Below are 24,500 nucleotides of genomic sequence, written 5' to 3'. Positions count from 1 at the left end.
CGTGAAAAAGACCTTTCCTCTGTCAGAAAAGGTCTTTTTTGACGTTCGGGGCTCCCTGCAAAGCACCTGAATCAGCATAGAAGCCGAGGCCCACTGAATCCAGGTACAGCGGTTCTTTTTTGCAGGCTGGATGAGGGGTTACTCGGCGGATGATTTCTCATCAAACCAAAGAGGATCGTCGCAATCGACTTCCCCGTTGTAATTGATTAAGATTTCCTCCCCGGCCTTGATGTCCGTATACGCATAGAAATCAACCGTATGGTTGTCGAAGTTCAGCTCGTAATAGGCATTAGGCTCATAAGCGTGATTAAACAGCATACCATAGCCCAGAAGGAGAGCGGAATGATGGGCACCGTACTCAAACGCGTAATCCGCAAGCAAGGTTTTCTCAATGTGAACATGCTCTTCGTTAGGATAAGGAATAACAGGCGCCTCGTGGATCAGAGACCCTTTGGCTATATCACAAGTTGCAAAAACCCCTCTATTGAATTCTCCGTCGCTAAGTTTGGAAGTCTTGATCTCAATCATGGTAGTCACCTGCACGATCTATAGTCTATGAAAAGTCTGAAGATTGGACAATCAGGAAGAACAATATCATGTTACCCCATATCCGAACCTTATTACAATAGAATACCAAAAACATGCAAGTAACTCCAATTCCAAACGAAGTGTTATATTTATGTTATGTTATATGATATAAATGTTAGTTTTTTACTTAATTATCGTTAGTTTTGGTGGTGAATCAATATATTATGTTAGATTTATTGACAAAAACAACATGAGTCCGGTAAAATACGTTCAAGACCTTTAAAGTTTATAGAGAAAAGGGAGGTTTTGTTACATGAGGATGCTGCTGCTGAAGCATTTTGACTTCGATGACCCGTCGTATTTCATCTCTTGGGCAGGGCAGCATGAAGCTGAATTGACGATTCTGTTTCCTCCCAACGGATTTCACGCACCTGCCATGGATTCCTTTGATCTCATGATCATATTAGGCGGCCCCATGAGTGCCTATCAGGATAATGAGTATCCTTGGCTGCAGAGCGAGAAGGCGTTCATTCGGGAGGCGGTCGAATCGGGGAGGAAGGTGCTCGGAATATGCCTCGGGGCCCAAATGCTGGCGGAAGTGTTGGGAGGACGGGTGTACCGCAGCCCTCATAAAGAGATCGGTTGGCATCAGGTAAAGCGGAACGGCACCCAGCATCCTTTATTGGAGGGAGTTCCGGACGATTTTTACTCCTTTCATTGGCACGGTGATTGCTTTGATATTCCCCCCGGGGGCGGTTTCACTGGCTTCGTCGGAAGCATGCAGGCATCAGGCGTTTACTTATGGAGAACACGTTCTTGGTCTTCAATTCCATCTGGAAACGACGGAAGGCTGCATGACGACGATGCTGGAGAGATGGCAGCATGAATTGGTGGAGGCACCGTGGATACAGAAAGCGGAGCGCATCCTTGAACAGACAGAGCGGACACAAGCTTCCAAAGCACTATTGCATCAAATTCTTAACAACTATTAAATTTACCAGCGAGCGAGGGTGACGATATGGAAATAGGCGTAAACGGGATATGGACAATGTTGGGCGCCATCCTGGTGCTGTTCATGCAATGCGGATTTATTATGCTGGAGGCCGGCTCCACGCGAATGAAAAATGCCGGTCACATAGCAGGAAAAACGGTTTTTACCGTAGGGATCGTTTCTTTGGTTTTCTGGGCGGTGGGCTATGCATTTATTTTCGGCACGCAAGGCGGCTCGCTTATCGGCTGGGGCGATTATTTTGGCTTCAATATGATGAATGTGCCGGAAGGAAGTAATGTAGCGCCTACGGTCATGTTCGTATTTCAGCTGTCCTTTGCCGCGATTTCGATGTCGGTGGCGTGGGGCGGATTTGCTGAAAGAGCGAAGCTGTCGGCTTACCTGATTTTTGCGGTACTATTCTCCGCCGTGGTCTATCCTGTCATAGCCCATTGGATTTGGGGAGGCGGCTGGCTGGCTCAGCACGGGAAGCAGGATTTTGCCGGCTCCACTGTCGTACATCTTACAGGAGCTATGGCTGCATTTGCCGCAACCTTGCTGCTGAAGCCGCGTATCGGCAAATATAACAAGAACGGTACGCCGAACGAAATTCCTGGCCATAACCAAGTGTTCACCACTTTAGGCGTCATGCTGCTGTGGATCGGCTGGTTCGGATTCAATGCAGGCAGTACGATTACGGCCGGTGACGGAAGCTTTTTCGGCTATATTGCGATCAATACCCAATTGGGTGCAGCGGCAGGCGCTGTAGCCGCCTTGATAATCTCCTGGATGTTTACGGGAAAAAGCGACATCAGCACGATGCTGAACGGCGCTTTGGCTGGACTTGTTGCCATTACTGCCTCCTGCGCATTCGTTGAGCCTTGGGCCGCGATCGTCATTGGTCTGGTAGCAGGAATCGTCGTATTCGCCAGCATGAGATTGTTCGAGAAGCTGCGCATCGATGATCCGATCTACGCGCTTTCTGCGCACGGAACGGCTGGGGTATGGGGAACCTTGTCCAACGGCTTCTTCGCCACTCCGGAATTGGCCGAGAAGGTAGGTGTAGGGAAAGCCGGCTTGTTCTATGGCGGCGGCTTTGAGCAATTGGGCGTGCAAATAATAGGGATTGTCGCTTGCGGCGCATTTGCTTTCATCGTCTCTTACGTCATTCTTTACGCAATGAAAGCGACTATCGGCATTCGTGTTACGGAAGAGGAAGAAATGATGGGTCTTGACCTGAGCGAGCACGGCACCTACGGATATCCGGAGCAAATGAAGGAAGTCAAGCCGGCTTCGGGCGTATTGGTAAAAGGATAAAAAACGGCTCTCCCGTCTATAGATGGGGGAGCCGTTTCGTTACAAAGAAACTAAAAAACTCGAAATGATGCCAGTATACTTACGGTGAGGTATGCCCCTCCGGCCGCTGTTGAAATCTATGAATTTGATTGATTTAGCGGTATTTTCACAGATTTCAAAGGCGGGCGTAAACTCCTCCGAGGCATACCTCACCTCCCGTATAGCGCATTTTCTCGAAGTCAGTTTCACTATCCCAAAACGGCTCCCCCGTTAACCACGGGAGAGCCGTTTTGAGGTGGTGCAGGCTAAGGTTAAGCCGATTTGGCCGCTTCTGGAGGAGCGGCTTTAGGTTTGACCATCTTGCCTGGGCCGACGTAGAACCCGGCAATGATCCCCAAGGCGGCAAGGCACAGAGCCAGAATGAACCCGTGATTGATGGAGGCGGCCAGCGACTCTCTCAAGAAATCCTTGATTTCCTGGGGAACCGAGGCCCCTGCTCTCATCAGAAGCTCCGGATTAGCCAATGTATCCAGCTTATCCGCAGGAATCTGATGTGCTGACGCGCCGTCTTGTATCTGATGCGACAAATGGCTGTTAACGATAGCCGCCATCATGGTCGCCCCCAGGACGCCGCCGATGTTTCTCCAAAAGCCTACGATGGAGGAGCTGATGCCGATATATTGCTTATCGACGCTGAACGCTACCGCACTCTGGGCGATGCTCATTAACGGCCCGATAGCCCCAAAGCCCAGCAGAATCATCAGAAGGATCATGTAGCCATTGGAAGCGTTGCTGGGTACGTTCATCAATAAATAGGCGGTAACGATACCGAATAGCATCGATGTGATAATAAGGGAACGAAACGAGACTACCGTTTGGAACGAGGCAAAGACGATCGAACCGACGATTAAGGAGAACATCATGGGAGTTAACAGTCCGTTCGAATTTGGCTGGCCCAGTACAGCGACAGAAAACATAGGCAGATAAGTGATGGCGGAGAACATGATCGCCCCTTGGCAAATACAAGCTATACTGGTGCCGGTAATCATCCGGTTGCGAAACAGCTTCAACGGAAGCACCGGCTCTTCGGCCCGCAGCTCGGTTCGTACGAAGAAGATACCTCCGACTATGGCAACTGCCAATAACGATAGGGTCGGCCATGAAGTCCAGCTGCCATCCTTGCCGCCCCATTCAAGCGCCAGCATCAGCGATACGGTGGAAAGGATCAGCAGGAGAGTGCCCAGATAGTCGATCTTGGGACGTCGTTCGGAGCGGGATTCCTTCAAGGCGAACAACAAGGTCAGGAAGGATAGCGCGCCAAGCGGCACATTGACATAAAAGCACCAGCGCCAGCCCCATGCTTCGGACAGCAGCGTGCCGATCTGCGGACCGGCGACGGAGGATAGGCCGAAGATGGCCGCAAAGACGCCGGACAGCTTCGCGGCTTGCTTGGGGTCCGCGAACAGCGTGTAGATGATCGTAAAGCTAATAGGCATTAACGCTCCGGAACCGATGCCTTGAAGAGCGCGGAACCAGATCAGCTGCGTTATATTTTGCGAGATGCCGCACAAGGCGGAGCCGATCAGGAAGAAGCCGATCCCGATCAGGTAAAACCGTTTGCGTCCGAACAGATCGGACATTTTGCCGAAGACCAGCATGGTGCTGGTCGCTGCAAGCATGTAAGCGGAGAATACCCAGCTCATGCTTTCAAAGCCGCCGATGTCTTTAATAATATGGCTCACCGCGGCCGAAGTGATGGTATTATCTAGCGATGACATCAGTAGACCGAGCGCCATGGCTAATAAGATCAAACCGTTATGCTGCTTGCTCATCTATCATTCCTCCTCAATTTGGTTGGTTGCAGGGCGTTCGCCTTGCTCCGTTTGCCTTATTTTAGCTAATCCTTCCTTGACGATCTTCAGATTGCTCTCCGCGCTGGCGATCCCGATTTGGATGCAAATTTCCTGCGTCGGCGTCATGTATTTGCCGAAGCGCTCGTAATCTTTTTTCAATCGCGCGAGATGCGCTTCCTCTCTAACGATAGCTTCTTTCATCCAGCTTTGGATCAGCTCAGAGTCGGCGAATTGACCGAAAAACATCCTAACCATGAAATCAGAGCGAAGCACGTTATCCTGCAGCTTGCTCTCCAAATAGCTGTGGAATTGCGCTTTGCCTTTTTCCGTGATGGTGTACACGTTTTTGTTAGGCTTTCCCTGCTGCTCGATGCTTTCCTTGGTAATGAGCTCCTCTTTCTCCATCTTGCTTAGGGTAGGGTAGATGGTGCCGAAGCTTGCGTCAAAAAAGTAGGAAAGCAGCTCTTCGAATTGCTGTTTTATGTCATAGCCGGACATGCTTTTGCGCATCAATAAACCAAGAATCGCGTCTTGACCTGTCATCTTTGTCACTCCTATATCGAACTGATATATCGATTGTGAGGTTATATTAACATCCGATATATATCGTGTCAATATATAGACTTGCCTTATTTTGCCCAAAATATTCAAAACCTTTTTGCGCTTCCCGGTTTTTTATTGGATAATGAAGTCAGGATATTGCCTTTATTCCAACTACTACATAGATTTCAGGAGGGCTTTTTCATGAGCCAGGCTTCGATTCAATATGTACTTTTTGATGATGTGCCTTCGATTCAACTGGATGCCGGAGGTTACCGGGCTGTTATTGCGTACGCGGTGGGCAGCAATATGGTCGAGCTTAGCCGGCCCGCCGAAGGGTTGAGCTTTCTTCGCACCCCGGATAATGGAGAGCTTCTGCGGCAAAAAAGCCAACGCTACGGTCTGCCTCCCTTATTTCCGCCCAACCGGATTATTGACGGGAAATTCTCCACGCCATACCGAGATTATGTTCTGCCGTTGAACAGCTCGGATGGGGCTCATTTCATGCATGGTATTTTGCACAAACGTCCTTGGCGTATCGAATCGGAGAAGGTTCTTGAGAACGGCGCAGCCGAGGTGGTTCTTGTTATGGACATGGGTAAGGACGGTGAAATGTATCCCTATTTTCCTCATGAATTTACTTATGAGCTCACCTATACCTTGTCAGAGCAGGGTCTTCATCAGCTGGTGCGGATTACGAACCATAGCCATGAACCGATGCCGCTTGGGGTTGGATTTCATACGGCGCTGCGCGTCCCGTTTCACAAGGAAGGACGGGAGGAGGACTACCGTCTCGCGATTTCCGTAGGGGAAGAATGGGACCTGACGCCATTGTTTGTGTCTACCGGCAAGCTGCTGCCATTATCCGAAGCAGATCGAGCACTGCGCGAGGAAGGAATTGCTCCAACGGGGGAGCCGTATGCGAAGCATTTTACAAGCAGCGCCGTGGAGCGGAACGGCAAGCCGTTTACAGGTGCTGTAATGAAGGATACGGCAAGGAACATCAGCCTGGTCTATGAGGTCGATCCTCAATATGGGCATTGGACGGTTTGGAATGATGACGGCAAGAGCGGATTTACATGTCCTGAGCCGCAAACCTGGACGAATAACGCGCCTAACGTGCCGCTCCCAGGGGAAGTGACCGGATTCCGGCTGCTGGAGCCGGGAGCGACCTGGTCGGCATGGACGAAGCTATCTGCAGAGCTAAGCTAGATTTATAAGGAAGAAGCATGATGGAATCATTAAGGGGAGAGTGAGTCGATGACACTGCAAATCGGATTTGTCGGCACCGGAGGCTTTACGAAGTTTCACTGCAATTTATTGGCCAAAATGGATGGAGTGCAAATACGGGCCTTCTGCGCGACGAACCTGGAGAAGGCGGATCGGCTAGCCGCTGAGTGGCAGGGAGCCGAAGGCTACGACAGCATTCACCGGATGCTGGACGAGACGTCCCTGGACGCCGTCTACATTTGCGTTCCCCCGATGGCTCATGGAGAAATCGAAACCGCGTTGATTGAGCGGGGCATCCCCTTTTTCGTAGAGAAGCCGGTGGGGCTGGATCTGGAGCTTCCTCACGCGATTTTGCAAAAGGTTCAGGAGAAAAAGCTGATTACCTCCGTCGGGTATCATTTCCGGTATATGGATTCCACGCAGCGTGCGGCGGCGGTGTTAGCCGAGCGTACGATCGGGATGGGTCTCGGCTACTGGATGGGCGGAATGCCACGGGTGGCTTGGTGGCGCAAGCAGGACGGCTCCGGCGGGCAGTTCATCGAGCAGACGACGCATATCGTCGATTTGATGCGCTATCTGATGGGCGAGGCGGTGGAAGTGTACGCAGCCTACGGCAGCCGTTTTATGCATACCGTGGAAGAGGGAGTAACGACCCCGGATGTCGGAACGGTGACGATCAAGCTGGCGAGCGGCGCGGTAGCGACTATCTCGAACACGTGCATGCTTCCTGCAGGAGGACCGACAGGTCTGCATCTGTATACGGATCAAGGCATTATGGAGCTGACACAGGGAGGTTTGAAGGATATCGGCAAAACGATAGTGTGCGAATATAAGAATCAGAGCAACCCTTACGTTCGCGCGCATGAAGCGTTCCTTCATGCCGTACGGACAGGCGATACCAGCGGCATACTATCCACGTACGAGGATGCGGTCAAAACACAGGCGATTGCTGTAGCTGCTCTTCAATCTGCCGAGCGGGGAGTACCTGTACGTCTAGGCTGATGAGAATAAACGGAGTGTTCGCCGCAGGACGCTCCGTTAGTCTTTTTTCACCGGCAAGTTCAAATAATGGTCACAGTCAAGCGTGGAAAAATATGGGATACTAGAGAGGTAACGCATAAGGCGGAGGAGGTCTTTCGATGGCCCTGGAGGTTCAATGCTTTACCTGCAACGGCAAATTTCTTCTTGATCCTAGCGACCCGCAGTATAGGAAGATCAAAACCAAGCAAACCAAATATTATGTATGCCGATCCTGCAATTCGTCGATCCAAGGAGAGGCTATGAAGCAAACCGGCTTGGATCCCAAGCTGCTTGATCCGAAAGGCTATGACAAATTCATCCCGTAACTCCTTTTCACCCGCACGGCTGAAAGGGTAAAAACATCAGAGAGATTGGCTGCAGCCTAGATTTGAGACAGGTTACATTCTTGTAAAACTATGGATACTTCAGGAGGCTGATCTTATGCTGAAAAACTACATCTGGCCCCGCGGAAAGAAAAAGAAGCTAAGTCAATACGATCCGGAGGATACGGGATTAGCTGCGAGTAAGGAAGAAGCCGCTGAAGCTGTGGAGAAGCTGAAGGAGGAGCTGCAGCAGCTGCAGGACATGCTATTCGCCCAAAAGAAATATTCGGTGCTTATTGTATTTCAAGGGATGGATTGCAGCGGCAAGGACGGTGTTATTAAAAAGGTGCTGTCTGGTGTGAATCCGCAGGGCTTCAAGGCGGTTTCGTTTAAAAAACCGACGACGGATGAAGCAGCTCATGATTTTTTATGGAGAACCCACAAGGAAGTGCCTGCCCGGGGCTACATCACCGCCTTCAATCGTTCTTACTACGAGGATGTGCTCATAACCCGCGTCCACGAACAGATCGATGATGAAGAGGCAGAACAGCGCTTTAAGCACATTAAGCATTTTGAAAAGCTGCTGAGCGACCATAACACCGTAGTCATTAAGCTTTTTCTCCATATATCCAAAGACTTTCAAATCTCCAAAATCGAGCAAAGGCTACATGACCCGTCCAAAATGTGGAAATTCGATCCTAATGATTTGCTGGAGCGCAATTTCTGGGATTCCTATGAAAAGGTATACGAGGATGTTTTCAATAATTGCAGCTTCAAGCACGCTCCATGGCATATCATCCCTTCGAATCATCGCTGGTACCGTGATTATGTTGTTCTAAGCATCATAGTCGATGAGCTGCGAAAGCTGCCGCTGGAATATCCCGAGCCGGATGCGCAAGTGAAGGAACGAATCCTGCTGCTTCCGGACAGCAAGTGATGATCCCAAGAAGAGCGGTCAACATGCTAATGTGCTGGCGGCTCTTTTTTTGTTCCAATCGATATCCCGCATCTAGTTCCTCAGATCGGCTTTTCCTCAGGTAAGTTTGCCTATAATCAAAAAACCTCTTGCTGCCTTATAAGACCGGCTTGTAAAATAATACCAACCCTGAATGGAAGATGAGTTTGGAATAAACAAAGCAAAGGAGAAATGGTATATGAACAACATTGCATTGATCTGTCCTACTCATGATCCTGCCGGCGGCAATATAGCCTTTATTCGTACCTATGCAGGGCAGCTACGTGAAATCTATCGAGATATCTACATTACAGTGAGCGATGAAAGCGATAACAGAGTTGTTCGTGAATTGGTTTCAGCATAAGATTCAAGTGTAATGGGGGCGGACGGCTTAGCCTTGCATCATAAGCGAAACGATAAAGTGAGCACACCAACGCTGTTAATCCATGGAAAGGGATGAGGCTTGATGTTATACCGAAGATTAGGCGTGACGGGCGTACAATTTCCTGTAATCGGTCAAGGAACCTGGAAGCTCGGGGAGGACCCGAGTAACGCTGGGAGAGAAATCGAAGCCTTAAGGTTTGGTTTGGAAAATGGGATGACCTTGATCGATACGGCAGAGGAATATGCCAAAGGAGGCTCGGAGCGCATCGTAGGCGAGGCTGTTGCGGACGTGCGCAAGGAGGTCTTCCTGGTTACGAAGGTGTCCGCCAAGCATTGCTCGTACGAAGGAGTTTTGCAGGCGGCGGAGGCCAGTCTGGAGCGTCTGCGAACCGGCTATATCGACCTTTATTTGCAGCATTGGCCAAGCCCGCAGTTCGAGGTGGCAGAGACAATGAGCGCGATGGCCGAATTGGTCGATAGAGGCTGGGTCCGGTACGTTGGGGTCAGCAATTTTAGCCCTGAGCTGATGATGGAAGCACAGCGCGCTTTGGGCAAGCATCCCCTGGTCTGCAATCAGGTAGGCTATCATCTGAACGATAGATCGGTTGAGAAGGATATACTGCCTTATTGCCGAAGCAATGGAATAACCGTTATGGGCTACTCTCCTTTCGGTTATGCTCCCGAGGTGTTTGGCAAGAAAGGCTTTCCAGCACCCGGTACGAAAGAAAGAGCCATTCTTGAGCAGATCGGAGCCAGGCACGGGAAGTCGGCTCATCAGGTTGCGCTAAACTGGATCCTCCGTCAGGAAGGCATGGTGACCATCCCGAAGGCCGCTGGCATCGAACATATAAGAGATAATAGAAATGCTATAGGATGGGAACTGGACGTAACCGAGCTGGAGTTGATAGAAAGCGCCTTTCCCGTAACAGCGGGGGACTAACAGAGCGGAGGGAAACAAAGTGGATCAGCAACAGGCTATCCAATCGGCAGTACGAAAGGCGTATTTTCATAAGGACCAGGATATAAGGACGAAGCCCGTCCCTTATGGAGTGAATAACACTACGTGTTATGTGCTTTCAGGAGAACAAAAGTACGTTTTCCGCATCTACGATAACCGCCATGACGAGCAGCCCATTCAATTCGAGCTGAACGTGCTGGCTTCATTGAAGCGGCAAGACCTGTCCTTTGAAGTCCCTGCCCCTGTACATAATCAAGAAGGACAATGGATTACGAGGCTGGATAACGGCAAGCTCGGCGTATTATTTCATTGCATTCCGGGTGAACGGCCCCGTCCGGAGGATGCTTATCGGTTCGGGCGGGCTGCAGGGGAGCTGTCGGTTGCACTGGGCTCCATTGAAGTTTCCGGCAAGCCGCCATACCGCGGAGGCTCCTATCATTTATATGAGGTTCATCCTCTCATTTCCGAAGAGATGCTACATGAAAGCCTGTCTCGGCCAGCGGACCCAGAGGATGCTCTGGCGGCGGAATTTATGCTGCAAGAGGTTGTTTCGATGGAAAAGAAGAAAGAGAGCTTTTCACGAATGCCTCATCAGTTGGTGCATGGCGATCTTGCACTGAGCAATATGTTGATTCACGATGGACGCATTTCCGGCATATTGGACTTTGAATTTTGTTCACCGGACGTCAGAGCGATGGAACTTGCTGTAGGCTTAATGTCATTCGTTCAAGAGGAGAGTTCCTTTCTTAGCGTGGCGGAAAGCATAATTTCCGGGTACAGCGAACAGGCTTCGTTAACCACTGAGGAGATCGGCATGCTTCCCAGCCTTATCAGACTGAGGTATATAGGGTCGTATATCCATCATCTTGGCCGTTATGCAGCAGGAGTGGGAGCATTCGATGCGGCACGCAAAAGGCTGCATTCATTCTTGAAGCTTTCGGAAGCTCTTGTACGGACTGAGGAGGCATTGCTGCAGCTTGGTTCCAAGTATTTGGCGGCGCGTTCTTAAGCCAGTGCAATAGCAGCAACTTACAGGATGGCAAGCCGATTCGGAATGGAGTTGTTCTATGAAGCTTTTTACGAAAGAAATAAAGAATATCAAGGTAGATGGAGGTTTATTTCATTGCATCATCGATCAAACCCCGCAGCTTGAAGCCGTCATATTCAAAATCTATCCTGCAAGCACCAAAACGTCGTATTGCCAGATGTCGTTTTCCTGGACGGCGGCCTGGTCTGTAACGTTTCATAAGCCTAGTGTTTGTGCCAGCTTAATACGGTATGCGTTGGGAAGCGGCTGGGATCCCAGCCTTGAAAAAAATAGATGGGAAATTCCCGATGCCGATTTTCTTATTCATAAATTGCAGCTTGATAACCTGGAAGGGTAGTATCGTTCTAAAATGGATTTGGAGCGGGCGATTCACGAGCTAGTTCAGGCGTATGCGGTTTGAGTCATTTTTCATATATGCTGTTCCAATAGATGATTTCCGAAGTGACCGGGAGTCATCTTTTTTCATTTGCAACGCAAGATATCTTGGAATTCCCACTAAAATCAATACTCTACAGCGTTGAGAGCTTGCTCTGGTACAAATGCCCATAAAATGGGCGGTTGACTCAGTAACAAAAGCGGAGATGCTCCATACATTGGAATTATGTTTCAGAAGCGATCGAACCTTCCTTCCCGCCTTCAACCGCAACCAGAAAAAAATATTTGGAGGTTTTACCCGATGAATGAATTCCAAAATGATCTTCAACAACTGAATGTATCCCAATTTCAAGCGAGCGACATGACCCCTTGGGTCGATGAAAGCCAGTACCAGGCAGCTCCATTCCCAATGGGTGCAGATCCTAACGACCCGTCCAGGCTATGTGTCGGTTTTTGTGCGGGATTCTGCGGCGGCTTTTGTGGTGTGTTTTGCAGCGGCTTTTGTGCGGGCGTCTGTGGAGGCTTCTGCGGTGGTTTTCGCTGTGGAGGATTCCGTTGCGGTGGTTTCCGTTGCGGAGGATTCCGCTGCGGTGGATTCTGCGGCCATCGCTGCCGTTAAGCCATTAGTTTCTGAGTTGTCTACGTTCGGCAGTCCTGCCGAGGAACTATGCCCCTCACAACATGATGTTGTCAGGGGCATTTTCTTCATGGCAAGGCATGTCGGACGAAACTGCCTACATATAATATACAATACATTGTACCATAAACTGGCAATTCGCAATCGTTAGGAGGAGTGAAATGACCAGTATAACCCCTGCTGCGCGACTTAAGGTAAAGGAGGATACGTTTTTTCTCCCGGTTCCGGATGAGGGTGTGTATTTCCGCAACAATGTCGGTACCTTCCGCATGGAAGGCGCGATGATCGACCGATGGATCGAAAAGCTGGTCCCCATGTTTAACGGGGAGCATACGATGGCGGATTTGACGAACGGCTTGTCGAGCCCTCATCTGGAAAGGGTGTATGAAATTGCCGAAGTATTGTACCGAAAAGGGTTCGTTCGGGATGTAAGTCAAGACATTCCGCATCAATTAACAGATGGGATTATGAAAAAGTTCGCGGGGCAAATCGCTTTTTTGGAAAGCTTCGGCGATTCAGGCGCGTACCGGTTCCAATGCTATCGTCAGGCTGACGTATTGGCGGTCGGGTCCGGGCCCATGTTCGTTTCGCTGGTCGCTGCGCTGTTGGAATCGGGTCTTCCTAAAATCCATATGCTCATAACCGAATCAGTACCGACGAACCGGGAGCGGATTGTGGAGCTGGCCAATCAAGCCCGCCGTACGGATCCGGAGGTCGAAGTTAGGGAAATTGAGCGGCGAAAGGAAGGAGCCGACGGCTGGAGAGAGATGGTAGAGCCATACCAATCCATCGTGTATGTGTCCCAAAAAGGGGATATCGATGAATTCCGGCTTCTTCACGATGTATGCAAAACAGAGAAGAAGCTTTTGCTGCCGGCTATGTGCCTGCATCAAACAGGCATGGCAGGACCTGTTGTGCATCCGGGTTCCGAGGGGTGCTGGGAGTCGGCATGGCGCCGGGTGCATCCAGCCTCTGTATGGAAGGACCCTGAGCTTCATTCCTTCTCCACCACGGCAGGGGCGATGCTCGCGAATGTCATCGTATTTGAGCTGTTCAAATCGATGACCGGACAATCTGAAACAAGAAATTCATTCTTTCTGTTGGATCTGGAAACATTGGAGGGAAGCTGGCATTCCTTCATCCCTCATCCCATGGTTAACGGCTTCGAGACGAATCGTGCGATTCAGGCGCCGGATCTGCAGCTTGACGGTAGGGAAGAGATCTTGGTCCAGGGGGACCCCAACCGTCTGCTATCATATATGAGCCGGTTGACTTCACCTCAGTCAGGAATTCTCCATTTATGGGAAGAGGGAGACTTGAGGCAGCTTCCCCTGTCCCAGTGCCGCGTTCAAGCGGTTGATCCGCTGTCGGAAGGGCCCGCGGCTCTGCTGCCTGAGCAGATCGGAGTGGGGCTGACGCATGAGGAAGCCCGCAGGGAAGCGGGATTACTAGGGATTGAGGCGTATGTATCAAGATGGGCGGAGAAGCTTGTACATACCAACGAAGTGATTGGAATCGGCGCGGGGGCAACCCGGGCGGAAGGAATTGTACGCGGCTTGCAGGCTCATTTGTCCCAACAACAGTCCATGCAGCTCAGGGAATGGGTGCCGTCCGCGGCACGAGTGCCGGCCGGCAGGGTAGAGGACGAACGGTGCCGGTATTATTTGCAGCAGCTGTCTGCCTGGAGAAGGGACCCTGTGATCGCCTTCGGAGAGGAAATAGCAGGCTTTCCTGCCGTGTGGGTTGGGTTTGGCGATGGTTGGTACGGTGGCAGCGGCTTGAATAAGACTGCGGCTCTGCGGAAGGCGCTGCAGGGTGCGCTGTTAGGGCTGCAAAACGGCTCTGTCCCTCCTGCGGATCAGGTGCAGACAGCTTCGTCCGTGCGTATCGTTAGGGAAGTCCCGGGCGAAATCACGTTCCCTTCTATAGAAGGATGGTCCCATTCCAGGTCCATGCAGGAAGCTTTGGAGACGATTAGCAGCCAGGGCAAGCAGCTCTTTGTAGTCGATTTGGCTGTGGAGCCGTTTTTGAAGGAAGAGCTGCAAGGCGTATTCGGTGTGCTGCTGCGAGAGGGGGGATCCCGATGAATACCGGGGTAGCTGTTATCGGAGAAGGCCAGCTGGCGGAGCTTGTATGCGGCGAGCTGTCCTCTTTGTGCCGACTGGCGCGTCGAAGTGATTTCAAGGAGGGAGTGCCGGGAGGAATGGCGCTTGCCCTGGTGCTGAGCGATGCATGGCATCCGTTACTTCATCGAGAAGCGGAAGAGGTGCTCCGCTCCTCGGGCATCCCTTGGCTTCGCGGGTTCGTTGCCTTCGGCGAAGGGGTGATAGGCCCGCTGGTTCGACCCGGCCTGACCGGATGCTCGCAGTGCGCCGACACGCGGCATCTGATGGCGGGACGAGACCGCAAGGAAATGTGGATGCTGGAGCAGCGCTTGACGGAGCATGGCGGAGTTCCGCATGATGCATGGGCATCCCGGACAGGATTGCTCCAGATGGCACATCTGATCTTGAAGGAATGCCGTGCAGTGCTTGAGGGCGGACGTTCCCGGCTGGAAGAACGGATGCTGCTCCTGGATATGAAATCATTGAGAGCTTCAAGTCACTTCTTTTTGCCAGACCCGTTATGCCCGGTCTGCAGCCAGCTGCCCGAAGATACTCCGGCGGGAGCCCAAATAACCCTTCAGCCGAGTCCCAAGGTGGACAGAGCAAGCTTCCGGAGCAAGTCATTGAAAGATCTGGCGGGAGCTCTGGTTCAAGACTATCTGGATATCAAGACCGGCTTCCTGAACGGAAAAATGATGGATTTTGTATCTCCGTTTGCCGATGTCAGTGTCAATCTTCCCATGTTCGATCATGACGAGGTGACGGCGGGGCGAACGCATTCATATGCGCACAGCGAGCTGACCGCCATTATGGAGGGGCTGGAGAGATACTGCGGCATGGAGCCTCGCGGCAAAAGGCTGGTGATCCGGGACAGCTACCGCAATTTGGTCGATCGCGCCCTGCATCCTGCGGCAGCGGGACTGTACGCCACAGAGCAGTATGAACGGCCTCATTTTCCGTTCAAGCCCTTTCACCCCGATGACCCGATGGATTGGGTATGGGGCTATTCGTTTGGCAGGCAAAGCCCAATTTTGGTCCCGCTGCAGCTTGCTTATTATACCTCGCCCTGCGGACGAGGCTTTGTCTACGAGACCTCGAACGGCTGCGCGCTGGGCGGCAGTCTGGAGGAAGCCATTTTTTACGGTATTATGGAGGTCGTGGAACGGGATTCGTTCCTGTTAACCTGGTATGCCAGGCTGCCGCTGCCCCGGCTCGACCCTTTTTCCGCGGGTGATTCGGAGCTGGAGCTCATGCTTCACCGCCTGAAGACGGTAGCGGGCTTTGACGTATTGCTGTATAACGCGACGATGGAGAACGGCATTCCTAGCGTTTGGGCGCTGGCCAAAAATACGAAGCCGAACGGACTTAACCTGATTTGCGCCGCAGGGGCTCACCCCGATCCCGTTCGCGCTGCGAAAAGCTCGGTTCATGAATTATCGGGGATGATGCTCACGCTGAACGGAAAATTCGAGGAGAATCGGGAACAGTATGCCCGAATGCTTCACGATCCGTCGCTGGTGCGCGGTATGGAGGATCATTCTATGCTGTACGGGTTGCGGGAAGCCGAGGAACGGCTTCACTTTTTGCTAGCAGGGGATCGGCCTCTAAGGACGTTTGAGGAAGAGTTCAAACGTCCGCCGGAGCACCCGGATTTGACGGATGATTTGAGAGACGTCCTTCAAGCATTCCGGCGGTTGCAGCTCGATGTCATCGTAGTCGATCAAACGACCCCGGAGTTAAAGCGCAACGACCTGCACTGTGTCAAGGTGCTCATTCCAGGCATGCTTCCGATGACGTTCGGCCATCATCTCGTCCGACTGACAGGGCTGGACCGGGTATTGAAGGTCCCGCAGCAGCTAGGCTATACAAAGCGGCCATTACTTCCTGAGGAGCTTAATCCTCATCCGCACCCGTTCCCCTAAACCGTGAGGAGGAAAAATGATGAGTCTGGACCGATTCCTGCACAGCCTCCATACGGCAAATGATGAGTCCCGGCCGCCGGATTGGGAAGTCGATTGGGAGGATGCGCCGCTGACCTACAAGCTGTATCGCGGCTTGCCGGTTGTTCCTTTATCGGCGGAAATGCCCCTATCGCTGACTGATCGACCAACAAGGGCTTTTCCTGATTTGTTATCCTTAGGCCATTTGCTGTGGTATGCATACGGTCTGACCCGAGTCAGTCAGTTTCCTGCGGGCGTCACGATGTATGGAGGCACCCAGGTCCCGATGTACCGGCGCTTCGTTCCTTCTGGCGGCGGATTGTATCCGAATGAACTTTATGTATATTGGAAGACGTCGGATGTTCCGGAGGGAATATACCATTACGATGCGGCGCACCACCGGCTGGTTCTGCTTCGGGAGGGGAATTTCGATGCTTACCTGACCCGGGCGCTCGGCGGCCAATGCGAGATGGAGGGGTGCTGCGGAGCCGTTATGGTTTCCGTTATGTTTTGGAAAAACTTTTACAAATATCACAACTTTGCTTATCGGCTGCAAGGCTTGGATACGGGAGTCCTGATCGGACAGCTCCGCGAAGCGGCCCGGCAGTTCGGGTACGAATCGGCCTTGTATTATCAATTTCTGGACCGGGGGGTTAATCATCTGCTCGGGCTATCCGACAGAGAGGAGAGCGTCTACGCGGTCATCCCTTTATCGGCAGAGCCTGTGAGGACCTGGATGCATGACGAAATGAGGGGACAGGATGGGAGCACCGCAATGGAGTTATGCAGGGAGCTGCCTTGGATTCGGACGGATCACTACGTACGTTCACAGAACGTCAAGGAGTTTCCTATGCTGACTGCGATGAATGCCGCGTCCATGCTGGAATCAACGGACTCCTTAGGCTGTGCGGGAGCGGGGAAGCACGCAGATAGCGGGCTGCGGGCCGTATACCTGCCTGAAGTGGAACGGTTGTCCTATGATCTGGCATCGCTTTGCCGGCAGCGGTATTCGCCGGAATCGGATTTTGTTCTGAAGAGAGTCACATCGTCAGACCTGGCTGTGCTTCTACGAGAGGCGGCCGATAGGTTAGCCTATCCCAATGATTCGCAAAGTCCGTGCCGGTCCGATCCCCTTGTATCGCTGTATTGTTGTTTGTATAACGTGGAGGGGATTCCGGACGGAGCCTACCGCTACGATAGAACGGAGCATGCACTGCGCTGTATCGCTCCGGGAGACCACCGGCTGCGGCTGCAGGAGGGAATGTCTCTGCATAACGTCAATTTATTTCAAGTGCCGATATGTATTCATGTGGTGGGTAACCGGAACTATTATCGATCAGCGTTTGGTTATCGCGGGTATCGCATGCAGCAGATGGAAGCGGGGATGCTTGTGCACGGCTTGTTGCTGGCGGCGTCCGCCATAGGCATGGGAGGGAGGCCCTTGCTCGGCTTCAGTCCGGAGAATAGCGATGATCTGTATTCATTGACCGGGCAAGGGAAGACCAGCCTGATCCAAATTCCGATCGGTCATTACCGCCAGCGGCCCCGGCTGGAGGGGGGGCTACACAGTTAACGATTCACCGTCTTCGAAATTTGCTTAGAGGCCCAGGGAGCTTGGATCCCATCGAATTATGCCAGGTGGGAGCCCAGCGCGGGATATAGTGCCTTTCTCAACCTGTATAGGTTTCTCGACAATCTATCCGTTCGTGCAGAACGGATTTTTTTGTATTTCCAAAAGCTTACTAACCTTAAAGTTCACGGAACGTTATGTTAATATATGGTATATTTACATAAGCCAAGCTCGATTTCACCCCGTTGAACGGCGTAAAGAAGCTGCAGCCCGAATTTTTATCCACGGAACAAGGCATTCTGCGCGCTATGAACTCCAAGGACGGCGTATTGCTGAACAAGGAGGATTTAAGAGCGAGAGGCTTTATAAAATGAGGATCTTCCACGATTATTGAGTACCTGTTATAGCGGGAAATATGCGAAATAGGAGGGTGGGATTCCCCGCCGGTTTACGATGCAATGGTTTTAAACCTCACAGGTTTTTCAACGGAGTGGCTGCCGGACAGGCAGTTCTCTTTTTTTTACCTCCGTATGGTATGATATTCGTTAGATGAATCTTGAAGCTGAAGGGAGAATCCAAGATGGCGGCATGGAATAATCAGGCGCCGGTTGCAAAGGCGGAAATGCTGATACGGAGACCAGTTGAAGAAGTATTTGAGGCTTTCATTGATCCTGCAGTGACTACGAAATTCTGGTTTACCCACAGCAGCGGAAGACTGGAGCCAGGGGCACGGGTCAAGTGGGAATGGGACATGTATGGAGCATCCGCAGAGGTTGAAGTGCTGGAGATCGAGAAGAATCAGCGCATCCTCATCCATTTCGGGTCCAGGGTGGAGTGGATCTTTACTTCCAGGGGAGAGAAGGAAACCTTCGTTACGATTACCAATACCGGCTTTCAAGGCGAAGCGGATGATGTCGTGAAGCAGGCAATAGGATCGACGGAAGGGTTTACGATTGTGCTTTGCGGGCTTAAGGCGCTATTGGAGCACGGCATCGTCTTGAATCTTGTGTCGGATAAAGCTCCTTATGCTCACGTGAAGCGTGGATAAGCCGGATAGAAACAAGCATTGGCAGCAAGCCCTGCAATGGTCGAGAGAGGCGAATGTGGAGCCTGCAGAGCTCATTTCCTCCTGTATAGGGATGGGCGTTCCTGTGTGCCTCTTCGCCGCATGGGGCCATCTGCCTCTTGGAATGATAGCTGCACTAGGCGGCATTACCATAGGTGAAATAGGCTTACGCCCGGGCCTTTTGGCGCAGGGCAGACGGCTGGCAGGCGCGGTATTGCCGACGATGGCCGCTTCTTTCCTGGCTTTGCTCCTGACCGGTCATGGCTGGCTGTCCGATGTGCTGTTCATCCTCATGGCCTGTCTGGCTGCCGTTATGGGAGGCTACAGCCGCAGCTTGGTCGTCGCGGCGACCCGGTTTATTCTGTTTCTGGCCATCGCCACGAACGTATTCAGCGGTGCGCCCCATCCTGGAGTGTTCCTTCTGCTTATTCTGGCCGGGGCCGCATGGCGTGCCGGTACCAGTCTTGCCGTAGAGTCGCTGCTGAACCGGATGAGGCCTAAGGCTCCCAATGCCGAAGATCTCAAGCGGAAGCCGACAGCCTCCCAAGCCCTTGCCAGGTGGAAAAAGTCGCTTACCCAGCTGGCCGGCTGGCAGTATACTCTTCGATTAGGGTGCTGTCTTGGTCTAGCCGAGGGAATCCGGTGGGTATGGCCCGGGCATCATTTTTATTGGATCGTACTGACTGCGGCGATCTTGACGGAGCGGAAAGCGGACCCGGTACCGGTCAAAACGATTCAAAGGGTAACCGGCACCGTCATCGGCGTAGCTGCCGTCAGTGCGCTCTTTGCCTATACGCTGCCTGAATGGGCGGTCGTCGTGGCGGTGGGGTTGCTTGCCGGGTTGAGACCGTGGTTGAAGGCGCGGAATTATTTGCTGTACTCCGCAACCATGACCCCGCTTATTTTTTTGCTGATGGACGCGGGAAAACCGCTCGACGGTCTAGCGCTTCTGGACCGAATAACGGCAACGCTGATCGGAGCAGCTCTCGTCGTGCTGGTTAATCTCATCTTTACCCGGCCGGTCTTTCAAGAGCGGAATTAATCCGTCAAAAAAATCTCCTTGTACATGTTCACTTGTTCGATCATATGTCCAATATTTCCTTCGCCGGCATACCGCGACATATCGAAAAAATCCTGATCCAGGTCCGACCAGTATAATTCGTTTTCATCCCCTGACACGGCGACATCATGCTTCAGTCTTCCGGCATAGACTTCGACGTAGCATTGCTGCAGGTAATAGGTAAAATCCATCACATGATGCAAAGTGACATCCTCTTTGGAAATGCCCGTTTCTTCCAGTAGCTCCCGGTAAGCAGCTTCGATGCTGCTTTCCCCGGCCTCGATTTTTCCGCCTGTCAGATTGCTGAGTCCCTTGTACGGGTTTTTCAACCGTTTGCACATGAGCAGCCGGTCCATGCTATGATTGTAGATCATTAGAACGTTATAACCTTGCATGAGCTGTCCTCCTGAAATGATTGCATAGACAAGTATAGGTTCACTATGCGCTGAATTATTGTAAATGTAAATAGAACAGTCCTTTGGGGTAAGTTCCAAAGGACTTTTTTTAGATAGAATTTCGGGACTTCCTGTAAAGCTTCGATTCCAAGGCCCCGCTTTGTGAGATTCCTCTACCGAGTGCCTGACTATAGCTTCTTGATTCGTCCTTTAAACTGCTGAATGAAGCGCGAGTTGGATTCATCGCCGCCGCTGGCATTGCCGCTCATCCAGATGGGCGGGCGGATGCCGTCCTTGACCAGCAGCTCGATGGTTTCCGTCACCAGCGAATTTAAGAGATACGCATTGGCGAAGGTGGACATGGCGGCAACCCGCTGATCAAGCCCCTCGATCTCCACCACCGCGTCTCCGACTTCAATTTTGGTATCCAGCACGATATCGACCAAATCGTGCAAATTGTGCTTGGACGGATGCCGCGCCACATGGTCTGCGGGCGTAGCCAGAGCGTGCCGGACGGAAGTGACGCCGATCGTTCGAATTCCGCGGGCTTTGGCCTCCAGGGCCGAATCTATCGTAGCCGAATTAATGCCATAGGAATTTATAATGATCAATAAATCCCCCTGCTTCAAGCCGTAGTCATCCAGTACGATATTAGCATACCCCGGCGTCCGCTCGACGGCCATGGATCTTAAGGCGCCCCCGCTGAGCAGCGTACCTTCGTCCAGGATGGCGCTGATATGCATAAGCCCCCCGGCACGGAAAAAAATCTCCTGCGAGCCCAGGTTCGAGTGGCCACCGGGGCCGTAGGCATAGACGAGCTTGTCTTGCTTGATATGCTCCGCCATCATGCGGGCAGCCCGGGCGATCGAAGCCTGTTCTTCCTGATGAAGCAGCTCCAGATGCTGAATGATTTTATGAAGGTATTGGGTCATTGCGGCCGTGCTCATAGACTTCCCTCCCGGCTGAATGTAGTGGAATCGAAGACGCGATTCCCGTTCTTATAGGTTTGAACGATGCTGAGGCTCTGACGGTTCCATTCGAACAGGGCCAGATCGGCAGGCGAACCGACGGAGAGCCCGTTCTGCAAAGGCAGCTGCATGAAAGCGGCGGGGCGTATCGAAGCCATATCCCACGCCTCCTCGAGCGCTGCCATTCCGCTTCTTGTCAGATGGGAGATCCCCCAGGGCAGGAGCTGCACCGATCCCGCAAGAAGACCGGGGTTGTCTGCCAGATGAAGACGCCCTTCGGGGGTAAGGACGACCCGGCCCCCGATATGATTATCGTACACGCCGGGCTCCATGCCGCTTAAATAGACGGCATCACTGACGAGCAGCGCACGTTCTCCCTTGGTGCGCAAAATGACCTTCAATACCGATTCAGGCAAATGGAAGCCGTCGGCGATAAGGCAGGCCGTTAACCCGTCCTGGCTTAGCTGCTCCCATATATAGTTGGGATGCCGGGGGAGCATCAAGTGAGCGCCGTTGCCCAGATGAGTGGACATTCGCGCCCCCGCTTTGACGGCAGCGTCGATTTGCCCGGGGGAGGCGGAGGTGTGGCCGATGGAGACGGTCACGCCCTGCTCCACGCACCGCTCAATGAATTCGACCGATCCCGGCCATTCCGGCGACAGCGTGATGATCTTGATCCGGCCTCGAGCCGCCTCCTGCCACCGCTGGAATAAAGGCCAGTTCGGTGCTTTCGTATATAGGCTGTCGTGTGCGCCGCGGGGCCCGTCCTCCGGCGATATGAAGGGGCCTTCCAGATGGATGCCGGCAACCCCGGCATGCGCGGCAGGATCCTCATCACAGGCGCGGGCAATAGACTGCATGGCCTGCTCGATCTCTGCGTCCCCGTTCGTAATGACTGTAGGATAATAAGAGGTCACGCCTTCTCTCCAAAGCCCGCGTGTAGCGCGTTGTACCGCTCCAGCGGCAATCGGTATCGTATTAAAATCGGATCCGCAGTATCCGTTGATCTGCAAATCTACCAGCCCGGGAGCGATCCAGGGCAGTGCTGCTTTCTTCTTCGTTGACAAGGGCTGAATAGCCGAGATTCGGCCGCGCTCGATGTGAACCGTAACGGGTTCCTTTGTCCTGTAGTGAATTCCTTCTACCGTCGTTACGTTTCCCGACATGTCCTTCATCTCCTAACCAAGGTCTCCGTATGCGTCTTTATCCAGATATAGCGTACAATCCGAATGCCGGCGGAGAATCGTAGAAGGACATTCCGTAGAAATGGAACCGCGCAGCGTCCTTTGAACGGCCGCGGTTTTGGTGACACCCGGAACCATGCAGTATAGGTGCGCTCCGGAGAATAGGGCAGGGATAGTCAGCGTCAGAGCATGGGTAGGGACGTCCTGCAGACTGGCAAAGCAGCCGTCGTTGACCTGCTGCTGCCGGCACGGCAAATCGAGCTCGACACTCTTGACGAGAGCCGGATCGTTAAAGTCTGCGACAGGCGGATCATTAAAGGCGATATGACCATTCTCTCCGATACCCAGGCAGACGATATCGATGGGAGCATCCCCTAGCAATCCAGCGTACCGCTGGCATTCCTCGTTGATATCACCCGAGCAGTTAATCAAATGGACGTTCCCCGGCTTGACATCGTCAAACAGCCGTTCCCGCAGAAAGGCGCTGAATCGCTGTGGAGCTTCCGGGGCAAGCCCGATATATTCGTCCATGTGAAACACGGTAACGCGGGACCAGTCGATCCCGTCGGCCTGCTTCAACGTCTGCAGAAATTCGTTTTGTGAAGGCGCTGCGGCAAAAATCATCCGGATGCTGCTCTTGCTGCCGAGCAGCTCCTTCATTTTGGCGGCGACATCGCTGCCGGCCGCTTTTCCAAGCTGCTCTCTATTCTCGTAGACGTGAACTTGCAGCCGGTCGACGGTTTGCGTTCTTAAGGGGGGTATGGTTTCGTTCATGGTTCAATCTCCTCTCTTATCTCTTGGTCTAGGGCATTCCGGATGAGGCTTTCAATCTGCGGCTGAAAAGGCGCCTGCAGCCCGAAATACGGGACGGAGCCGTGTGATTCATAGCCGCCCTGTTCCAGCTGCTCCGCCGTTGGCACATAGCCGATCATTCCGTTGGTGTAGCCGAGCGGAAGCATGGTTCCGCGGGAGGCTTTTTTTACAAAAAGACCGTAATCCACCACCATTTCCGCATTAAAGGTAATAAGGGAAAGCTCCTTTGCTAAAGTCAGCCTCGTAATTTCGAGCGGAATGGAGCCTTGCCTGCGGGTAGCTTGACCAAGCAGCAGGCGGGCCCGCTCTCCCTGAATGTCTGCCAGCTTCGCCTGCTCCTCGAGCTCTTCTACGGTCGGGACGGACTGAAAGGGCAGCGGCAGCACCAGGGTGTGACTGGGCAATAAAGCTGGAGCGAGCTCGTTCATCGGCTGGCAGCAAATGCGAAGCGCCTCTTCACACAGCCAGCTCCCGAAGCGCTCTACCTCCATGCGGTGCCCACGATAAAATTGACCGTCCTGAACCAGGGCCGGCCGAATATCCCCGCAGCATCCTTGCAGGAAAGCGCCGGTGACGCCGCTGCCAAGAGCTTGCTCGATCCGTTCCAGGGCCGCTCCGCAGTACTCGGGGGAAATTTCGTTATCCCCCGTCGTAGTGGGATGGCAGGTATAATGAACGAACAGCCCTTTGGTCCTTCCGTCAGGGGTACGGAACCGGATTACGGTGACTTCCGGATCGACGGGGCCGTTCTCGTTCGGGGCCATTTCGATATGCCCGTCGATGTCTTTTCTCCGGTTAAGTCCGATTCGGCATTGTCCGGTTCCCCGTTCCATCATAACGGGCTCCATGCTTTGAAGCGCTTGTTCGATGCCGCTCTCGAGCCTTCGCTCCAATTCCAGCAAATAACCGGGGTCCGGCCTGCCAAGAGCATCGGTAAAGCAGGCGCTTGTCTGGGGACCGGAATGGTTATGGGTTGCATGGAGGAGCACCGAATCCAAGCCGTACCGTTCCCGCAGCTTGGGCGAGAGCCGGTTCACAAGGTCGCTGCCCCACCAAATCAAATCCGCCGATACCAAGAGCACTGTTATCTTGCTGCCCGAAACTCGAGACTGCTGCAAGCAATGAATTCTCGCGTATAACGGCTGGGCAATCTGTTCGAATGTCCCGGTGCGGTGAGCGAAGCCGGCAAGGGGGACGGGCATGGCTGGAGTAATATCCACTTTGGCGGTTCCGAGATGTAAGGATCTTGTCATAGCCTGCCTCC

The 24,500-nt window shown here is 52.7% G+C and carries 24 protein-coding genes; 15 read left to right on the top strand and 9 right to left on the bottom strand.

What is annotated here, in order from left to right; translation table 11 throughout:
- Positions 1-138: 138 nt before the first annotated feature.
- The gene (locus ABEA66_RS08120) at positions 139-528 is read right to left on the bottom strand and encodes an SET domain-containing protein (RefSeq protein ID WP_345587172.1); all 390 of its coding nucleotides are present in this window, start codon (positions 526-528) and stop codon (positions 139-141) included.
- Between the two features lie 313 nt (positions 529-841).
- Here ABEA66_RS08120 and ABEA66_RS08115 point away from each other — a divergent pair, with 313 nt between their 5' ends.
- The gene (locus ABEA66_RS08115) at positions 842-1,414 is read left to right on the top strand and encodes a type 1 glutamine amidotransferase (protein WP_345587171.1); all 573 of its coding nucleotides are present in this window, start codon (positions 842-844) and stop codon (positions 1,412-1,414) included.
- Between the two features lie 132 nt (positions 1,415-1,546).
- Entirely contained in the window at positions 1,547-2,833 is a 1,287-nt protein-coding gene (locus ABEA66_RS08110) for an ammonium transporter (protein WP_079912195.1), read from the top strand.
- 290 nt (positions 2,834-3,123) lie between these two features.
- Here the strand turns inward: ABEA66_RS08110 and ABEA66_RS08105 are convergent, their stop codons facing one another.
- Positions 3,124-4,644 carry an MFS transporter gene (locus tag ABEA66_RS08105; protein ID WP_345587170.1) on the bottom strand — a complete coding sequence of 507 codons (1,521 nt, stop codon included), beginning with the start codon at positions 4,642-4,644 and terminating at the stop codon, positions 3,124-3,126.
- A gap of 3 nt (positions 4,645-4,647) precedes the next feature.
- Positions 4,648-5,208, bottom strand: coding sequence for a PadR family transcriptional regulator (locus tag ABEA66_RS08100; RefSeq protein ID WP_345587169.1), 561 nt, complete (start codon positions 5,206-5,208; stop codon positions 4,648-4,650).
- Between the two features lie 201 nt (positions 5,209-5,409).
- On the opposite strand from ABEA66_RS08100, the gene ABEA66_RS08095 reads away from it, so the two are divergent.
- The 8 genes from ABEA66_RS08095 to ABEA66_RS08060 all read left to right on the top strand — a co-directional run bounded on the left by ABEA66_RS08095 (position 5,410) and on the right by ABEA66_RS08060 (position 11,460).
- Entirely contained in the window at positions 5,410-6,417 is a 1,008-nt protein-coding gene (locus ABEA66_RS08095) for an aldose 1-epimerase (RefSeq protein ID WP_345587168.1), read from the top strand.
- A 48-nt stretch (positions 6,418-6,465) separates the two neighbouring features.
- Complete coding sequence (locus tag ABEA66_RS08090) at positions 6,466-7,437, top strand: Gfo/Idh/MocA family protein (protein WP_345587167.1); 972 nt, start codon at positions 6,466-6,468, stop codon at positions 7,435-7,437.
- 137 nt (positions 7,438-7,574) lie between these two features.
- Positions 7,575-7,781, top strand: a complete 207-nt coding sequence (locus ABEA66_RS08085; RefSeq protein WP_345587166.1) for a DUF2197 domain-containing protein — start codon at positions 7,575-7,577, stop codon at positions 7,779-7,781.
- 115 nt (positions 7,782-7,896) lie between these two features.
- The gene (locus tag ABEA66_RS08080) at positions 7,897-8,715 is read left to right on the top strand and encodes a PPK2 family polyphosphate kinase (RefSeq protein ID WP_345587165.1); all 819 of its coding nucleotides are present in this window, start codon (positions 7,897-7,899) and stop codon (positions 8,713-8,715) included.
- 217 nt (positions 8,716-8,932) lie between these two features.
- A complete protein-coding gene (locus ABEA66_RS08075; protein ID WP_345587164.1) occupies positions 8,933-9,097 on the top strand; it encodes a hypothetical protein in 165 nt (54 codons plus the stop codon).
- Positions 9,098-9,199: 102 nt separating this feature from the next.
- On the top strand, positions 9,200-10,057 hold the full coding sequence (locus ABEA66_RS08070; RefSeq protein WP_345587163.1) for an aldo/keto reductase: 858 nt from the start codon (positions 9,200-9,202) through the stop codon (positions 10,055-10,057).
- Positions 10,058-10,076: 19 nt separating this feature from the next.
- The gene (locus ABEA66_RS08065) at positions 10,077-11,084 is read left to right on the top strand and encodes a phosphotransferase (protein WP_345587162.1); all 1,008 of its coding nucleotides are present in this window, start codon (positions 10,077-10,079) and stop codon (positions 11,082-11,084) included.
- A 58-nt stretch (positions 11,085-11,142) separates the two neighbouring features.
- Entirely contained in the window at positions 11,143-11,460 is a 318-nt protein-coding gene (locus tag ABEA66_RS08060; protein WP_345587161.1) for a hypothetical protein, read from the top strand.
- A gap of 262 nt (positions 11,461-11,722) precedes the next feature.
- On the opposite strand, the gene ABEA66_RS08055 is transcribed toward ABEA66_RS08060, so the two are convergent.
- Positions 11,723-11,908, bottom strand: coding sequence for a hypothetical protein (locus ABEA66_RS08055; protein ID WP_345587160.1), 186 nt, complete (start codon positions 11,906-11,908; stop codon positions 11,723-11,725).
- A gap of 388 nt (positions 11,909-12,296) precedes the next feature.
- Here ABEA66_RS08055 and ABEA66_RS08050 point away from each other — a divergent pair, with 388 nt between their 5' ends.
- The 5 genes from ABEA66_RS08050 to ABEA66_RS08030 all read left to right on the top strand — a co-directional run bounded on the left by ABEA66_RS08050 (position 12,297) and on the right by ABEA66_RS08030 (position 19,858).
- The gene (locus ABEA66_RS08050) at positions 12,297-14,222 is read left to right on the top strand and encodes a putative thiazole-containing bacteriocin maturation protein (protein WP_345587159.1); all 1,926 of its coding nucleotides are present in this window, start codon (positions 12,297-12,299) and stop codon (positions 14,220-14,222) included.
- Positions 14,219-16,162: a TOMM precursor leader peptide-binding protein gene (locus tag ABEA66_RS08045; protein WP_345587158.1), complete on the top strand. Its 1,944-nt coding sequence runs from the start codon at positions 14,219-14,221 to the stop codon at positions 16,160-16,162. Before ABEA66_RS08050 ends, ABEA66_RS08045 begins: the two co-directional genes overlap by 4 nt.
- Positions 16,163-16,181: 19 nt before the next feature.
- The gene (locus ABEA66_RS08040) at positions 16,182-17,753 is read left to right on the top strand and encodes a SagB family peptide dehydrogenase (protein ID WP_345587387.1); all 1,572 of its coding nucleotides are present in this window, start codon (positions 16,182-16,184) and stop codon (positions 17,751-17,753) included.
- Between the two features lie 577 nt (positions 17,754-18,330).
- Positions 18,331-18,798 (top strand): SRPBCC family protein, encoded by a 468-nt coding sequence (locus tag ABEA66_RS08035; RefSeq protein WP_079912209.1) that lies wholly within the window; start codon positions 18,331-18,333, stop codon positions 18,796-18,798.
- Entirely contained in the window at positions 18,791-19,858 is a 1,068-nt protein-coding gene (locus tag ABEA66_RS08030) for an FUSC family protein (RefSeq protein ID WP_345587157.1), read from the top strand. The genes ABEA66_RS08035 and ABEA66_RS08030 overlap by 8 nt, the downstream gene beginning before the upstream one ends.
- Here ABEA66_RS08030 and ABEA66_RS08025 read toward each other — a convergent pair.
- The 5 genes from ABEA66_RS08025 to ABEA66_RS08005 all read right to left on the bottom strand — a co-directional run bounded on the left by ABEA66_RS08025 (position 19,855) and on the right by ABEA66_RS08005 (position 24,489).
- On the bottom strand, positions 19,855-20,271 hold the full coding sequence (locus tag ABEA66_RS08025) for an NUDIX hydrolase (RefSeq protein ID WP_345587156.1): 417 nt from the start codon (positions 20,269-20,271) through the stop codon (positions 19,855-19,857). The genes ABEA66_RS08030 and ABEA66_RS08025 overlap by 4 nt on opposite strands.
- A 188-nt stretch (positions 20,272-20,459) precedes the next feature.
- Complete coding sequence (locus tag ABEA66_RS08020) at positions 20,460-21,218, bottom strand: sugar isomerase domain-containing protein (RefSeq protein WP_345587155.1); 759 nt, start codon at positions 21,216-21,218, stop codon at positions 20,460-20,462.
- Positions 21,215-22,405 carry an N-acetylglucosamine-6-phosphate deacetylase gene (locus ABEA66_RS08015; RefSeq protein ID WP_345587154.1) on the bottom strand — a complete coding sequence of 397 codons (1,191 nt, stop codon included), beginning with the start codon at positions 22,403-22,405 and terminating at the stop codon, positions 21,215-21,217. The genes ABEA66_RS08020 and ABEA66_RS08015 overlap by 4 nt, the downstream gene beginning before the upstream one ends.
- 12 nt (positions 22,406-22,417) lie before the next feature.
- On the bottom strand, positions 22,418-23,197 hold the full coding sequence (locus ABEA66_RS08010) for a glucosamine-6-phosphate deaminase (protein ID WP_345587153.1): 780 nt from the start codon (positions 23,195-23,197) through the stop codon (positions 22,418-22,420).
- Entirely contained in the window at positions 23,194-24,489 is a 1,296-nt protein-coding gene (locus tag ABEA66_RS08005; RefSeq protein ID WP_345587152.1) for a neutral/alkaline non-lysosomal ceramidase N-terminal domain-containing protein, read from the bottom strand. Before ABEA66_RS08005 ends, ABEA66_RS08010 begins: the two co-directional genes overlap by 4 nt.
- Between the last annotated feature and the right edge of the window lie 11 nt (positions 24,490-24,500).

This window comes from Paenibacillus vulneris (genome assembly GCF_039543185.1).
In the GTDB taxonomy this organism is placed as follows: domain Bacteria; phylum Bacillota; class Bacilli; order Paenibacillales; family NBRC-103111; genus Paenibacillus_S; species Paenibacillus_S vulneris.
Note: the sequence above shows the minus strand (reverse complement) of the source record. Positions and strands in the feature narration are given on the sequence as shown.